11 protein-coding genes are annotated in these 15128 nt (G+C 66.1%); 7 read left to right on the top strand and 4 right to left on the bottom strand.

The features are described 5' to 3' along the window. Positions 1–259 precede the first annotated feature (259 nt). From NPS58_RS13990 to NPS58_RS14020, 7 genes are all read left to right on the top strand, one after another. Positions 260–1699 carry a hypothetical protein gene (locus NPS58_RS13990; RefSeq protein WP_274115945.1) on the top strand — a complete coding sequence of 480 codons (1440 nt, stop codon included), beginning with the start codon at positions 260–262 and terminating at the stop codon, positions 1697–1699. 4 nt (positions 1700–1703) lie between these two features. Beyond that, positions 1704–3161: an acyl-CoA reductase gene (locus NPS58_RS13995; protein ID WP_274115946.1), complete on the top strand. Its 1458-nt coding sequence runs from the start codon at positions 1704–1706 to the stop codon at positions 3159–3161. Positions 3162–3219: 58 nt separating this feature from the next. After that, complete coding sequence (locus NPS58_RS14000; protein ID WP_274115947.1) at positions 3220–4281, top strand: NAD(P)-dependent alcohol dehydrogenase; 1062 nt, start codon at positions 3220–3222, stop codon at positions 4279–4281. A gap of 84 nt (positions 4282–4365) precedes the next feature. Further along, positions 4366–5733, top strand: coding sequence for an MFS transporter (locus tag NPS58_RS14005; RefSeq protein ID WP_274115948.1), 1368 nt, complete (start codon positions 4366–4368; stop codon positions 5731–5733). Next, positions 5726–7288 carry an acetolactate synthase large subunit gene (locus tag NPS58_RS14010; RefSeq protein ID WP_274115949.1) on the top strand — a complete coding sequence of 521 codons (1563 nt, stop codon included), beginning with the start codon at positions 5726–5728 and terminating at the stop codon, positions 7286–7288. The genes NPS58_RS14005 and NPS58_RS14010 overlap by 8 nt, the downstream gene beginning before the upstream one ends. A 42-nt stretch (positions 7289–7330) precedes the next feature. Further along, a complete protein-coding gene (locus NPS58_RS14015) occupies positions 7331–8725 on the top strand; it encodes an FAD-binding oxidoreductase (RefSeq protein WP_274115950.1) in 1395 nt (464 codons plus the stop codon). After that, positions 8722–10377 (top strand): alkaline phosphatase D family protein, encoded by a 1656-nt coding sequence (locus NPS58_RS14020; protein ID WP_274115951.1) that lies wholly within the window; start codon positions 8722–8724, stop codon positions 10375–10377. Before NPS58_RS14015 ends, NPS58_RS14020 begins: the two co-directional genes overlap by 4 nt. A gap of 284 nt (positions 10378–10661) precedes the next feature. Here NPS58_RS14020 and NPS58_RS14025 read toward each other — a convergent pair whose 3' ends face one another. From NPS58_RS14025 to NPS58_RS14040, 4 genes are read right to left on the bottom strand one after another with little or no spacing between them, the layout of a single operon-like run. Beyond that, on the bottom strand, positions 10662–11096 hold the full coding sequence (locus NPS58_RS14025) for an acyl-CoA thioesterase (RefSeq protein WP_274115952.1): 435 nt from the start codon (positions 11094–11096) through the stop codon (positions 10662–10664). 34 nt (positions 11097–11130) lie between these two features. After that, positions 11131–12033, bottom strand: coding sequence for an SDR family oxidoreductase (locus NPS58_RS14030; RefSeq protein WP_274115953.1), 903 nt, complete (start codon positions 12031–12033; stop codon positions 11131–11133). Positions 12034–12052: 19 nt separating this feature from the next. Continuing rightward, positions 12053–13345 carry a histidinol dehydrogenase gene (hisD, locus tag NPS58_RS14035; RefSeq protein ID WP_274115954.1) on the bottom strand — a complete coding sequence of 431 codons (1293 nt, stop codon included), beginning with the start codon at positions 13343–13345 and terminating at the stop codon, positions 12053–12055. 28 nt (positions 13346–13373) lie between these two features. Continuing rightward, positions 13374–15074: an AMP-binding protein gene (locus NPS58_RS14040; RefSeq protein ID WP_274115955.1), complete on the bottom strand. Its 1701-nt coding sequence runs from the start codon at positions 15072–15074 to the stop codon at positions 13374–13376. Positions 15075–15128 lie beyond the last annotated feature (54 nt).

The raw sequence follows: 15128 nt of genomic DNA on the forward strand, positions 1-15128 counted from the left end.
CTCGATGCTGGCCTCCCCCTCTTTAAGAGTGGGGTGCGCGCAAACCCGGAAGCAACGCCGAAGGCTTTTCCGGAACAGCCATTAATTGCTTGTTTATCAATGCCTTGACTCCTGTCACCCGGTAGCGGAATCCGGAACGGTCGCACCCCCCGTTACCCCCATACTCGGCTCAGGGCCTGGCAGCAGGTCCTCAACGCGGCCCTCGCCGGCCGCACCGGCGTCAGCCGGGACTTCATCTTCATGAGTAGCGAGCCAGACGATGCCCACTGCGCAACAGTCGATAGAACAAAAGACCAAGCTCCTGCTGAGCGACCCGACGGCCTTGGTCAATCACTCCCAACAGGCCTGGAACCATCTGCCCCGCGCCGACATCGAGGCCATGCAGCTGTGCGGCCTGCAGCAGCGCTTCGGCCAGTTGCGTGAACGCATACCGGTGCTGAAGAAACTTGCCGACGCCGAAGGCATCGAGCGTATCGAGCAGCTCAACGATGCCGTGCCGCTGTTGTTCGAGCACACGGTGTACAAGTCCTACCCGCCGTCGTTGTTGGCCAAGTGCAACTTTGCCCAGATCAACAAATGGCTGGCGAGGCTGGTCACTCCCGAAGTCGGCGAGGCCATTCTTGCGGCCGACGTCAGTGCCTGCCAGGGCCTGGACGACTGGTTCGAGACGATGGACAAGGCCGTGCCGCAACTGCGCATCAGCCATACCTCCGGCACCTCCGGGAGCCTGTCGTTCCTGCCCCATGGCGTGCGCGAATTCGAAAAAACCTTCGAGATCCGCCGCCTGTTCGCCTGGAACATGGATGGCCCGGACTCGCCCACGCCCGAACTGCACACCGCCTACCCCTACTACCGCAAGGGCTACCTGAGCCACGTGCGCGCCTCTGAATTCCTGATCAAGACGCTGCTGCCGGACGAGGCGCACTTCCATGCCGCCTACCCGACCACGCTGAGCAGCGACATGCTCCACCTGGGCGCAAAGATCCGAGCGGCGCACGCCAAGGGCACCCTCGACCGCCTGGAAATCAGCCCGGAGCTGATGGCCCGCAAAAAGCAGTTCGACCAGTTGCAGGCCGAGATGCCCCAGCACCTGGCCGCGTTCTTCGAACAGATGTCGATCACCCTCAAGGGCAAGCGGGTGTACATCGGCGCAACCTGGAACCTGCTGCACAACATGGCCAAGGCCGGCCTCGAGTGCGGCCTGGAAAACGTCTTCCACCCCGACTCCTACATCGCCACCACCGGCGGCGCCAAGGGTGCGGTGCAGCCAGAAGGCTGGCAGGACGACATACGGCGCTTCACCGGCATCAAGCAGATCCACGAGTCGTACGCCATGTCGGAGGTGATCGGCGGCTCCCACATGCGCTGCGAACACGGCCACTTTCACCTCGCCCCGACGGTCATCGCCTACCTGCTCGACCCGCAGACCAGCAAGCCGCTGGCGCGCAAAGGCCGGGTGACCGGGCGCGCGGCGTTCTTCGACCTGGGTGCCGAGGTGCGCTGGGGCGGCTTCATCACAGGCGATGAAATCACCATCGACTGGGACCAGCCGTGCCCGTGCGGGCGACCCAGTGTCTATGTCGCCGGGCCCATCCAGCGCTACAGCGAAAAAAACGGCGGCGACGACAAGATCACTTGCGCCGCGACCGAAAACTCACATCGCGAAGCGATGGACTTCCTGAACACTTTCGAGGGCTGAACCCGTGAGCAAACCTATCGCGCCGATGATCATCCGCGGCACTGTCATCACCGACAACCTGATCGAAGTGGGCGGCCGTGGCGGCGACCTGGCCTTCCTGACCCCGGATGCGCACAAGTATCTCGACCGCCTGCCGCTGGGCGACCCGGCCCGCCTGGCCGACCTGTACAAGCTCAGCTTCGAGGACATCCTCGAGTACGCACAGGCCCTGGGCGAGCGCCTGGACTTTGCCAGCAACCCCTACCTGCAGGAAGCCTGCGAGCTGTCCTACCTCACCGCACCGGTGACCCCGACCATGGTCAGGGGCAGCTACATGGGCCTGCACCGCATGCTCAGCCGCGAAGCCATCACCGAAGAGGTGGAAAGCACGGTCGGGATCAAATACCTCGAAGGCTGGGTCAAGCAGCGCCTGATCGACGGCAGCGAGCTGGAAACCCGCTGCTTCGGCGCCCGCACCCTGCACATCGTCGCCGGCAACGCCACGGCGCTGTCGCTGTTGACCATCATCCGCAATATGGTCCTGCGCAGCGACGCGATCATCAAGGCGCCGTCCAACGACCCGTTCACCGCCCTGGCCATCGCCCGCACCATGGTCGACATGGCCCCGGACCATCCGTTGACCCGGCACCTGAGCGTGGCCTACTGGAAAGGCGGCGACCAGGCCTTCGAACAACGCCTGTACCAGCCGCAGAATCTTGAAAAGATCGTCGCCTGGGGCGGCTATGCCTCGATGAAGCATGTGACCCAGTACATCCAGCCGGGCCTGGAACTGATCTCCCTGGACCCCAAGCGCAGCGCCAGCATCCTCGGCAAGGGCACCTTCGACAGCGAAGCGAGCATGCGCGAAGCCGCCGTGCGCCTGGCCGCGGACATCGGTGCGCTGAACCAGAAGGGCTGCGTGTGCGCCCGCGTGGTCTACGTGCAAAGCGGCACCGACGAAGCCGGCCTGGCGCAGTTGAACACCCTCGGCCGCTATGTCTACGACGCCATGCAGACCCTGCCCAACACCCTCAGCACCGTGCCCAAGCGCTACGACCAGAACCTCAAGGCCGAAGTCGACGCCCTGCGTCTGGACGACGAGTGGTACCAGGTGATCGGCGGCAAGGACGGCGAAGGCGCGATCATCTGCTCGCAGATCCCGGAGCCGGTGTCGTTCGCCACCCTGCTGGATGACCGCACCGCCAACCTGGTACCGATCGACCACCTGGATGAAGTGATGGCTGCAGTGGACGCCTACACCCAGACCGTCGGCATTTACCCGGAAAGCGTCAAGGATGAGCTCAAGGACATCCTGCCGCTGTATGGCGCGCAACGCATCGTCTCGCTGGGTTATGCAGCGGTGATGAAATGGGCAGCGCCGCAGGACTCCATCGAGCCGCTGCGGCGCATGGGCAAATGGATCTCCAACCAGATCGCCTCGCCCGAGAACACCCCGGCGCCGTGGTTGCGCCCGTCAATCTGAGCCTGCGCCGCCCCTGCACCGGTCAGGGCGGCCGTCATCTTCAACCGAGGAATCGAGCATGACCATCTGCACAGGATTCGGCGCCGTGCAAGCACGCGCCCCACTCACCCCGATGCGCTTCGAACGCCGCGCCTTGCGCGCCGACGACGTTGCCATCGCCATCGGCTACTGCGGCGTCTGCCACTCCGACGCCCACCAGGTGCACAACGACTGGAACAACACCGTGTACCCCTGCATACCCGGCCATGAGATCGTCGGCAAGGTCACGGCAGTGGGCAGCAGCGTCAGCCGCTTCAAGGTAGGCGACCAGGTCGCCGTCGGCTGCCTGGTCGACAGTTGCCAGCAATGCACGCCGTGCACCGAGCATCAGGAGCAACTGTGCGCCAAGGGGCCGACCGCCACCTACAACGGCAAGGACCGCCACAGCGGCGAGATTACCTATGGCGGCTACGCCGACCAGATCGTGGTGCGCGAGCAGTTCGTCCTGCGCATGCCCGCCGGGCTCGACCCGGCCCAGGCGGCACCGCTGCTGTGCGCCGGGATCACGGTATGGAACCCGATGCGCCGCTACGGCGTGGGCAAGGGCTCGAAGGTGGCGGTGGTCGGCCTTGGCGGGCTCGGTCACATGGCGGTGAAGCTGGCGGCCGCCCTGGGGGCCGAGGTCACGGTGATCACCAGCTCGCCCGGCAAGGCCGACGACGCCCGCGCCCTGGGCGCCGACCATGTGCTGCTATCCAGTGACAGCCAGGCGATGCTGGCGGCCAGCAACGCCTTCGACTTCATCCTCGACACCATTCCCACCCGGCACAACGTCAACCCGTACCTGATGCTGCTCGGCCGCGAGGGCGTGATGGTACTGGTCGGCGCCATCGAGCCGTTGGAGCCGATCCATGGCGGCCTGCTGATGCGCAACAATCGCACCCTGGCCGGTTCCATCATCGGTGGCATCCAGGCGACCCAGGACCTGCTGGACTTCTGTGCCGAGCACCAGGTGCTGCCCAGCTGCGAAACGATCGCCATCGCCGATATCAACAACGCCTTCGAGCGCATGCTGGCCAACGATGTGAAGTACCGCTTCGTCATCGACATGGCCTCGCTCAAGGATGTGCGCCTGGAGTGAAGCATCGCGCTGCGGTGCCCGCCGCCGCAGCGCCCTCCCCTCGCCGAACCCGACAACAATAACAATCGGTAACAGGAACCCTCCATGACTCCAATCGAGCACACCGTGCCGCTCGCCCCGGCCTGTCCGGCCGTCGACCTGCGCAGCATCTACCGCAAGGTGATCTGGCGGCTGATGCCCTTTTTGCTGGTGGCCTTCGTCATCAACGCCATCGACCGCATCAACATCTCCTTCGCCAAGCTGCGCATGGCCGAAGACATCGTGCTCAGTGACGCAGCCTATGGCATCGGTGCCGGTATCTTCTACTTCGGCTACATCCTCTTCGAGCTGCCCAGCAATCTCTATATGCAACGTGTCGGCGCCCGCGCCACGCTGACCCGGATCATGGTGCTGTGGGGGCTGGTGACCGTGGCGACCGCCTTCGTCACCAGCGCCAACCAACTGATCGCGGCGCGTTTCTTCCTCGGCATGGCCGAGGCCGGCTTCTTCCCCGGCGTGATTCTCTACCTCACCTACTGGTTCCCGGCCGCGCTGCGCGGGCGCATCACCGCCGCCTTCATGATGGCCGGGGTGTGCGCGGGGATCATCTGCGGGCCGCTGGCCGGCTGGATCATGACCCAGTTCCACGGCTGGCTGGGGCTGCGTGACTGGCAGGTGCTGTTCGTGCTGACCGGCGCCCCGGCAATCCTCCTGGGCCTGTTCGGCTGGTTCTGGCTGACCGACCGCCCGGCGCAGGCCACCTGGCTGAGCGAGGACGAAAAGCAGCGCCTGGCCGCCGAGCTGAGCAACCCCGGCACCGCCAGCCACGGCCACCTCGGTGCCGCCCTGCGCGACCCCAGGCTGTATATCGCGGGGCTGGTGTACTTTTGCATCTACAGCGGCTCGAACACCGTGTCGTACTGGATGCCGACGCTGATTCGCGGCTTCGGCCTGGAAGACCTCAGGGCCATCGGCATGATCGCCACGCTGCCGTATTTCGGTGCGGTGTGCGGCATGTACCTGCTGGGGCGCAGTTCGGACCGGCGCATGGAGCGGCGCTGGCACCTGGCCGGTACTCTGCTGGTCAGCGCCGGCTGCTTTGCCCTGCTCGGCTTCGTCCAGGGCCACCTGTGGCTGTCGGTGACCCTGATGAGCCTGGGCGCCGCTGCGGCGCTGTCGGCCGTGCCTCTGTTCTGGACCATTCCCCCGGCCTTCCTGAGCGCTGCCGGTGCCGCCGGCGGCATCGCCATCATCAGCAGCCTCGGAAACCTGGCCGGGGTGGTCAGCCAATCGCTGGTCGGCGCCATCAAGACAGCCACCGGCAACCTCTACCTGGCCTTCGACCTGATCGCCCTGGCCCTGGTGCTGGGCGCCGTGGCCTTGCTCATCGGAATACCCGCGCACTGCCTCAACGAGCGCCGCAAGGCCGGCCAGAACCCCGCACAATCGCCTTCCGGAGCCGACCATGACTGATCGCCAAACGCCCTGCAACGGTGCCGAAAGCCTGGTGCAAACCCTGCTCGACTGCGGCGTCGACACCTGCTTTGCCAACCCCGGCACCAGTGAGATGCACTTCGTCGCCGCCCTCGACCGCATGCCCGGCATGCGCTGCGTGCTCGGCCTGTTCGAAGGCGTGGTCACCGGCGCCGCCGACGGCTACGCACGGATCGCCGGCAAACCCGCGGCCACCCTGCTGCATTGCGGCCCGGGGCTGGCCAACGGTCTCGCCAACCTGCACAACGCCTACCGCGCCCACACCCCGGTGGTCAACATCATCGGCGACCAGGCCACCTACCATCGGCCCTACGACGCGCCGCTGACCGCCGACACCGAAGGCTGGGCCCGCCCGCTCTCGGTGTGGACGCGCACTGTCGACTGCGCGCAGGCGGTCGGTGCCAGCGCCGCGCTGGCGGTGCAGGCAGCCAGCAGCGCACCGGGCGGGGTAGCCAGCCTGATCCTGCCGTCGGATGTGTGCTGGGACAACGGCGGCCAGGTTGCCGCGCCCCTGCCGGTGCCAGCCGCCGCCAAGGTCTCGCCCACTGTCATTGCGCAGATGGCCCAGGTACTGCGCAGCGGACAGCCGACCCTGCTGCTGTTGGCCGGCCGCGCGCTGGAACACGACGCCCTGGCCAGCGCCCATGGCATCAAAGCCGCCACCGACGCACGGCTGCTGTCGACCACCGCCAACGCCCGGGTCGCCCGGGGTCGCGGACGCTTTGCGGTCGAGCGCCTGCCGTATTTCGGCGACGCGGCGCGGGCCAAGCTGGCTGGTATCGCCAACATCATCCTGGTCGGCACGCCGGTGCCCTCGACCTTCTTCGCCTATCCGGGCAAATCCTCGCGGCCCTACCCGGATGAGGCCGTGGTGCATGTACTGGCCCGCCCCGAGCAAGACCTGGCCGATGCCCTGGCACGCCTGGCCGAGGCGCTGGATGCGCCGGTTGTCCAGCCCTCGCTTGCCGCTGCGGGCAACCCCGCGCCCGGCAGCGGCGCCATCAGCTCCCAGGCGGTGGCCCAGAGCCTGAACGCACTGCTGCCGGAGCAGGCGATCGTCGTCGATGAAAGCGTCACCTTCGGCCAGGCGTTCTACCCCGCAACCGTCAATGCCGCGCCCCATGACTGGCTGCAGGTGACCGGCGGCGCCATCGGTGGCGGGCTGCCGATGGCCCTGGGGGCGGCCATTGCTGCGCCACAGCGGCGAGTGATCGCCCTGCAGGCCGATGGCTCGGGCATGTACACCCCGCAGGCACTGTGGTCGATGGCCCGCGAGCGCCTGGATGTCACCGTGGTGATCCTGGCCAACCGCAAGTACGCGATCCTCCAGCTCGAGCTGGCCAGCGTCGGTGCCAGCAGCGGCAAGACTGCGCTGGACATGCTCGACATCGGCAACCCGGACCTGGATTGGGTGCAACTGGCCACCGGCATGGGTGTGGCGGCCGACCGCGCGCAGACCATGGAGCGCTTCAACGAGCTGTTCGCCATGGCCAACCGGCAGCCGGGGCCCTTCCTCATCGAACTGGTGGTCTGAGTGCGACAGCTACACGGCAAAGTCCCTGGAGAGCCCCCTTCCATGCTCGAATCCCTGAACGACACCTTGCTCGCCATCGTCGGCAGCAACGGCCTGCTGTGCGACGAGCAGTTGCGCACGCGCCACGGCGGGACGGCGCAGCAGGCCAGGCTGCTGGTGCGTCCGGCCACGACGGGCGAAGTCAGCGCGGTGCTCGCCGCTTGCCACCGGGCCGGCGTCGCGGTCGTGCCTCAAGGAGGCCTGACCGGCCTGGTGCATGGCGCCGATGCAGGTGCCGGCGAAGTGATCCTGTCGCTGGAGCGCATGCGCCGCATCGAGGCGGTGGATGCCACTCAGCGTGTACTGGTGGCCGAGGCCGGCGTGATCCTCGAACAAGCCCAGGCCGCCGCCGCGGCTGCCGGCCTGCTGGTGCCGGTGGACCTCGGCGCCCGCGGCAGCGCCACCCTCGGCGGCATGGTGGCCACCAATGCCGGCGGCAACAGCGTGATCCGCTACGGCATGATGCGCGACAACGTGCGCGGCCTGGAGGTAGTGCTGGCCGACGGCACCGTGCTCGATACCATGAACCAACTGGTGAAGAACAACAGCGGCTATGACCTCAAGCAGCTGTTCATCGGCTCGGAGGGCACCCTGGGCGTCGTCACCCGGGTGGTCCTGCGCTTGTGCGAAGCCCCTGCCGAATGCGCCACTGCACTGCTGGCACTGCCCGACTTCGCTGCGGTGGGCCCGGTGCTGCGCCGCCTCGACCAGGCGCTGGACGGGAGCCTGTCGGCATTCGAAGTGATGTGGCCGACGTTCTACCGCACCGTGACCACGCCGCCCGCCCTGAGCCGCCCACCGCTGTCCCAGGAGCATGCCTTGTATGTGCTGGTGGAAAGCCGTGCCGGCGCCTGCGACCCGACCCAGCGCCTGACCGAGCTGCTCGGCCAAGCCATGGAGCAAGGGCTGGTGGTGGATGCCGCACTGGCCCAGAACCCCCGCGAGCGCCAGGCGCTGTGGGCCCTGCGTGACGATGTGGCGCAACTGCGCCGGGCCGGGCCGCTGCAGGCCTATGACATCGCCCTGCGCCTGGACGATACCGGCCGCTACATCGACACCCTGCAGGCAAGGTTGCAGGCCCGCTGGCCGGGCGCGCTGCTGTGGGCCTTCGGTCACCTCGGCGATGGCAACGTGCATGTCGCCGTGCATGTGCCGGACCTGGACGCCGCCGCGCGCAGCGAGCTTGACCGGATGGTCTACGTTCCGCTGCAGGCACTCAACGGCGCAGTCTCCGCCGAGCATGGCATCGGCCTGGAAAAGAAAACCTGGCTCGGTGTATCGCGCACTCCGGCGGAGATCGCCCTGATGCGCCGACTGAAAAACAGCCTCGACCCCAAAGGCGTGCTCAACCCAGGGCGAGTATTCGATTTGCCTTGCCCCACAGGACCCCAACCATGAAAAAAACCACCCCTGATGCACCCGCCACGGCGGCCTTCGAGCTAAACCGCCGTGAGATTCTCGAATTCGGCCTCGGCGCCGCCGCGTTGGGCATGCTCGGCTGGCCGGCAATGGCCGGCGCGCAGAACGACAGCGACTGGAACCCGGGGCAGTTGACTCACCTGATTCCCACCGCCAACCACGAGCGCTTCCTGATCAAGGCGTCCTTCCAGGCACCACTGCAGGCCGCCCCCTACCTGCTGGTAGACGGTAAGGTCCATGCCGGAGTGCAGACCGATCCCCAAGGCCGCTTCTGGCGCTTCGACGTTGCCGCGCTGCGCCCGGCCACCGCCTATGAACTGCGGATCACCGACCGCAGCGGCGCGCCGCTGTGCGATGCCTGGCCGCTGAAGACCTTTCCCGACCCCGATGCCACGCCCAAGCGCCTGCGCATTCTCGCCTACACCTGTGCCGGGGGCTACGACGGGCCGACCATCAACGGCAAGACCATCTTCCTCGACATGGCGGCACGCCGGCAGCTGCTTGCCCGCGGCCTGGCCTTCGAGCCCGACGTGGTGATCGCCAACGGCGACCATATCTACTACGACCTGGAAACCTCGATCTCCAAGCCCCGGCTCAAGCAGTACCAGGAAATGGTCTGGCCGAAGTTCGGCGGCCCGCTGGACATCCGCGTGCCGATGCTGCACCCGCGCAACGAAGCCATCTTCACCCGGGTCTGCGACTACCAGATCAGCGGCCTGTACGGCACCTCCCTGCGCTCGACCCCGGCGTTCTTCGTCACCGACGATCACGACATGTTCGAGAACGATGAGTTCGACGACAAACTCGCTACCCTGCCCCCGGACAGCTACGGCACCCTGGGCGCCGAACAGACCCAGCAGCTGTACTACCCGGAATTTCTCCCCGACCGCAATCGACCCCACTGGCTGCCCGGCGGCAACAAGGCCCACCTGGCGCAAGGCAGCAACATGTGCTTTGGCACCTTGCGCTACGGCACGTTGCTGGAGGCAGTGCTGTACGACTGCCGGCGCTACCTGGACAACAAGGGCATCCATGCCAAGGTGCTGCCGCGCTGGGTGGAAGACTGGCTGTTGGCGCGCACCGCCGCACAGGACACCGAGCACTTCATGCATGTGCCCTCGCTGCCGTTCGGCTACTCATCGGGCAAACTGGGCGACTGGTACCCCGACCTGCTCGACAAGGACACCGGCAAATTGACCCTGGACATTGCCAAGCCCGGCTGGCAAGCGGGCTGGTTCGACCAGCACCAGCGCCTGCTCCAGGCCCTCGGCGCGCAGACCCGGCGCGCCCCGGTGATCATCCAGGGCGACTTCCATGCCAGCGCCGTCGGCCGTATCAAGCGCTCCGCCGACCTGGCCCTGGCCAACCCGGTGCATGTGGTGATGACCGGTACCCTGGGCACCGGCGACCTGGCCTTCCCGTCCTCGGTGCGCAGCATCGAGTCCAGCCCTTCGCTACAGGTGGACATGGAACAGACCCTCCCGCCCATGGAGAAGAACGGCTTCACGGTGATCGACGTGACCCCGCAAAAGCTGGTGTTCTCCCTCTACACCTGGCGCCCGCCCCAGGCGCTGGGGCAGATCGACTCGATGCAACCCACCCTCGTCTACGAAATACCGCGCACCGCGTGAACCCAGGTGCGAGCAACTGTCTTGATCAGTTAGCTCGGTGGGAGCGGGCCTTGTCTCGCGATGACCAGTTCAGCCAATACATGCTGTGTTGCCTGAACTGCGACCGCTTTGCGGCCGATCGCGGGCGAGCCAGCTCCCACAGGTACCGCGCAGGCCAGCAAGAGCGCAGCGAATTGTGCTTTTGACCTTGATCAAAGGTGACTCAGTATCACCTTGGCAAATGGATATGCTCGCCAGCCCATGAGATACAGACAAAGGCGTTGCCTGGCCTACGGCCGATCGCGCTAGACAACCAACGGATCCAGCACCCCACGCAACGCCTCGGACAAAGGCTGCGGCCGCCGCGACTGCCGGTCCACATACACATGGACAAAATGCCCCTGGGCAGCCGCTGCCGCCTCACCCTCGCGAAACAAACCAATTTCATAGCGCACACTGGAAGTCCCCAGGCGCGCCACCCGCAAGCCGGCATCGATCACGTCAGGAAAGGCAATCGACTGAAAGTAATTGCACTGCGTCTCCACCACCAGCCCGATGGTTTCGCCGCGCTCGTAATCGAGCACGCCAGCGCGCATCAGGTACTCGTTCACGACGGTGTCGAAATAGCTGTAGTAATTGACGTTGTTGACATGCCCATACACATCGTTGTCCATCCAACGGGTCGGGATGCGCAGGAAATGACCGAACTCGTCACGTGACGAGGCTACGGGTTTGCTCATGGCGATACCTGTATTCAAAGAAATGGAGTTGCACTCAACTACGCAGGTCGTCGATCAGCCGCGCGCGGACCTCGCTTCTGCCGGCGAACGGATCGCCAGGACGATGCCCATCGAGCAAGGCGTCGAAGCGCTCGCGCACCAGGCCAAGGGCCTGGGGGTGCGAGTAGATGTAGAAATCCTGCGCGGCAATCGCCTCGAAGGTGAGGCTGGCGATCTGCTCGGCGCTGACCTTGCCAGCGCTGGTGGCCTTGTGGCTGTTGGCCTGGGCGACCCGCTGCGAACGGCTCGGCGCCGCCTGGTTGGCCAGGTCGGCCGGGCGGTTGCGGTCCGAGTCACTGAACCCGGTCGGCACGAAGAACGGACACAGCACCGAGCAATGCACCTGTTCGCTGACCAGGCTCAGGTCCTGGTAAAGGGTTTCGCTCAGTGCCACCACGGCATGCTTGGTGACGTTGTACACGCCCATCGCCGGGGCGTTGACCAGCCCGGCCATGGACGCGGTATTGACGATATGGCCCTGGTAGCCCGGGTCCCTGGCAGCGGCATCGAGCATCAACGGGGTGAAGATGCGCACCCCGTGGATCACACTGTGCAGGTTGACGCCCAGCACCCATTCCCAGTCCTGGGCGCTGTTCTCCCACACCAGTCCACCGGCGCCGACCCCGGCGTTGTTGAACAACAGGTGGACCCCGCCGAATTCGGCAAGCGCCGCATCGGCCAGGGCCTGCACCTGCTCGGCCTTGCTGACATCGGTGCGCAGGCCGATCACCTCGGCGCCGCCGGCGCGCAGCTGCGCCACCGTGGTGTGCAGGGCCTGCTCCTGGATATCGGCCAGGACCAGCTTCATCCCCTGCCCGGCCGCGTGCTCGGCGAAGGCCTTGCCCAGCCCCGAGGCGGCGCCGGTGATGACCGCTACTTTGTCGTGCAACTGTTTCATGGAAACTCCCGGTACTGGTTCAGGCGCTGACGGCTTTGCCGGAGAAACGCCGCACGCGGATGTCGGCCTGTTCCTTGTGCCCGGCGAAGCCTTCCAGGGCGCACAAGCGCGAGCAATACTCACCGACCAGCACCGACGCCTCGTCGGTCAGTACCCGCTGGTAGGTACAGGTCTTGATGAACTTGCCGACCCACAGGCCGCCGGTGTAGCGCGCCGCCCGGTTGGTGGGCAGGGTGTGGTTGGTGCCGATCACCTTGTCGCCATAGGAAACGTTGGTACGGGTACCGAGGAACAGCGCGCCGTAGTTGCTCATGTTGTGCAGGAAGTAATCCGGGTCGCGGGTCATCACCTGCACATGCTCGGAAGCGATGCGATCGGCCTCGACCACCATCTCTTCATAGGACTCGCAGAGGATGATCTCGCCGTATTCCTCCCAGGCCACACGGGCGATGGGCGCGGTCTCGAGCTTGGCCAGCTGGCGCTCGATCTCTGCCGGGATGGCCGCGGCCAGGGCCGCGCTGTTGGTCAGCAGGATCGCCGGCGAGTTGGGGCCGTGCTCGGCCTGGCCAAGCAGGTCGGCCACCGCCAGTTCGGCATCGCAGCTGTCGTCGGCGATGATCAGGGTCTCGGTGGGACCGGCCAGCAGGTCGATGCCGACGCGGCCGAACAGTTGGCGCTTGGCCTCGGCGACGAAGGCATTGCCCGGGCCGACGATCATGTCCACCGCGGCGATATGCTCGGTGCCCAGGGCCATCGCGGCAATCGCCTGGACCCCGCCCATGCAGTAGATTTCATCGGCGCCGGCCAGGTGCATGGCCGCGACGATGGCCGCCGAGGGCTTGCCGTCGAATGGCGGCGCGGCGGCGATCACCCGCTTGACCCCGGCCACCTTGGCGGTCAGCACGCTCATGTGCGCCGAGGCCACCAACGGGTACTTGCCGCCGGGAATGTAGCAACCGACGCTGTTGACCGGCAGGTTCTTGTGACCCAGTACCACACCCGGCAGGGTCTCGACCTCGACGTCATGCATCGAGTCGCGCTGGACCTGCGCAAACCGGCGGATCTGCTCCTGGGCGAAGCGAATGTCGGCCAGGGTCTCGGGGGCCAGCGAGGCGACGCAAGCGTCGATTTCGTCCTGGCTCAGGCGAAAGCTCGCCGGAGCCCATTTGTCGAACTTCTCCGAGTACTCGCGTACCGCGGCGTCACCGCGGCTGGCGATGTTGTCGAGGATGGCACTGACCGTGTCGCGCACCTGGGCGTTGATCTGCGCTTTGACTTCCTGGGGCTTCGAGGTTTTCAGATGCTTGGACATGACGATTCCTTGATTGTTATTGGCAGATTCATTCGAAGATGACCCGCTGGCCACTGTCGCACCAGGCTTCGCCGCGGCCGGCGTAGCGCGTCTCGATCGGGTCGCGACGGATCTTCATGGTCGGGGTCAGCAGGCCGCCGTCGATGGTCCACGGGTCCTTGACGACTACCAGGCAGTCGAGCACTTCGTGGTCTTCGAGCTGCTCGTTGACCTGTGCCAGCAACGCTTGCAGCTCGGCAGCCAGTTCGCTGCGCTGCAGGCCGTTGGCCAGGGCCTGGCGGGTTTCTTCGTTGAGGGTCAGCAGGGCGAACGGCTGGCGCAGCCCCATGCCGGTCACACAGACCTCGGCAACCCGCGGATGACCGCCCAGCCTGGCCTCGATCGGCACCGGGGCGACGTACTTGCCCTTGGCGGTCTTGAACAGCTCCTTGACCCGTCCGGTAATGCGCAACCTGCCCAGCTCATCGATATCGCCGCGGTCGCCGGTCTTGAAGAAACCGTCGGCGGTGTAGCTCTCGGCGGTCAGCTCCGGTTGCTTGAAGTAGCCGAGCATCTGTCCGGGGCTCTTGACGAGGATCTCACCATCGGCGGCGATACGGCACTCGACCCCCGGCAGGCACTCGCCAACGTACCCCACGCGCACCCGGCCGCTGCGGCTGAAGTGCGAACAGGCAAAGTTTTCCGACATGGCGTAGCCATCGAGCAGTTCAAGCCCAACCTCGCGGTACCAGTTGATCACCGGCACCGGCAAGGCCGCCGAGCCGGTGAAGGCCGTGTGCACCTGGTCGAGGCCCAGCGCACCGAGGATCTTCTGTTTCATCAGCGCGGCCTGCTCAGGGTCGGCGAACGCGGCGGCCTGCACCTCGGGCGCGATCTGCGCGTTGATGCCCTGGTAGAACTTGACCCACAAGCGCGGCACCGAGAGGAACATGGTCGGCCGAGCCCGGCGCAGGTCCGCGGCAAAGGTCTGCAGGCAATCATTGAAAAACACCTGCATGCCAAAGCGCAGCGACGCCGACTCCACGCCCTGGCGCTCGGCACCATGGGCCAGCGGCAGGTAGGACAGCAGGCGCTCCTGGGTGCCAGGGCCGCGCCCGCCGTTGTACAGGGTCATGGCGTTGATTTCGGCCGCCCGGCACATGATCGCGAAGCTGTGCATCACGCCTTTGGGGTTGCCGGTGCTGCCGGAGGTATAGAGGATGGTCGCCAGGTCGTCCGGCTGCGGCAGTTCGATTTCGCGCAGCGGCGTCACCGCAGCGGTGATATCGGCCCACTGCTCGCCTTCGCTGCGGGCCGACAGCGGCAGGCTGATGACCGGCAGGTGGAACGGTATATCGCGGCTGGCGGCAGCCCAGGCGGCGGCGTCGCCATCGAGCCGACCGACGAACAACAGGCGCACCTCGGCGTGGTCGAGCACGTAAGACACGGTGTCGGCGCTGGCGGTGGCGTACAGCGGCACGCTCTTGTGCCCGGCCATCCAGATCGCCAGGTCGGCGATGATCCAGTGCGCGCTGTTCTTACCCAGGATGCCGATCGAGGATAGCGGCGGCAGCTCCAGCGATTTCAGGTAGGCGGCCATGCGCCGGGCCTGATCACCGACTTCGCGCCAGCTGTAGTCGACCACCGTGCCATCGGGGCAAGGCTGGGTCAGGTAGATCGCATCGGGGGTGGTCGACTCCCAATGTAGAAACCAGTGCAGCAGTGTCATGTATTTATGCTTGTTGTTCATGGCAGGTCCTACAGATCTTTAAGGCGGTACACCCGCCTGATTATTGTAATTTAC

It is taken from the genome of Pseudomonas putida (assembly GCF_028682455.1).
GTDB classification, from domain to species: domain Bacteria; phylum Pseudomonadota; class Gammaproteobacteria; order Pseudomonadales; family Pseudomonadaceae; genus Aquipseudomonas; species Aquipseudomonas putida_AA.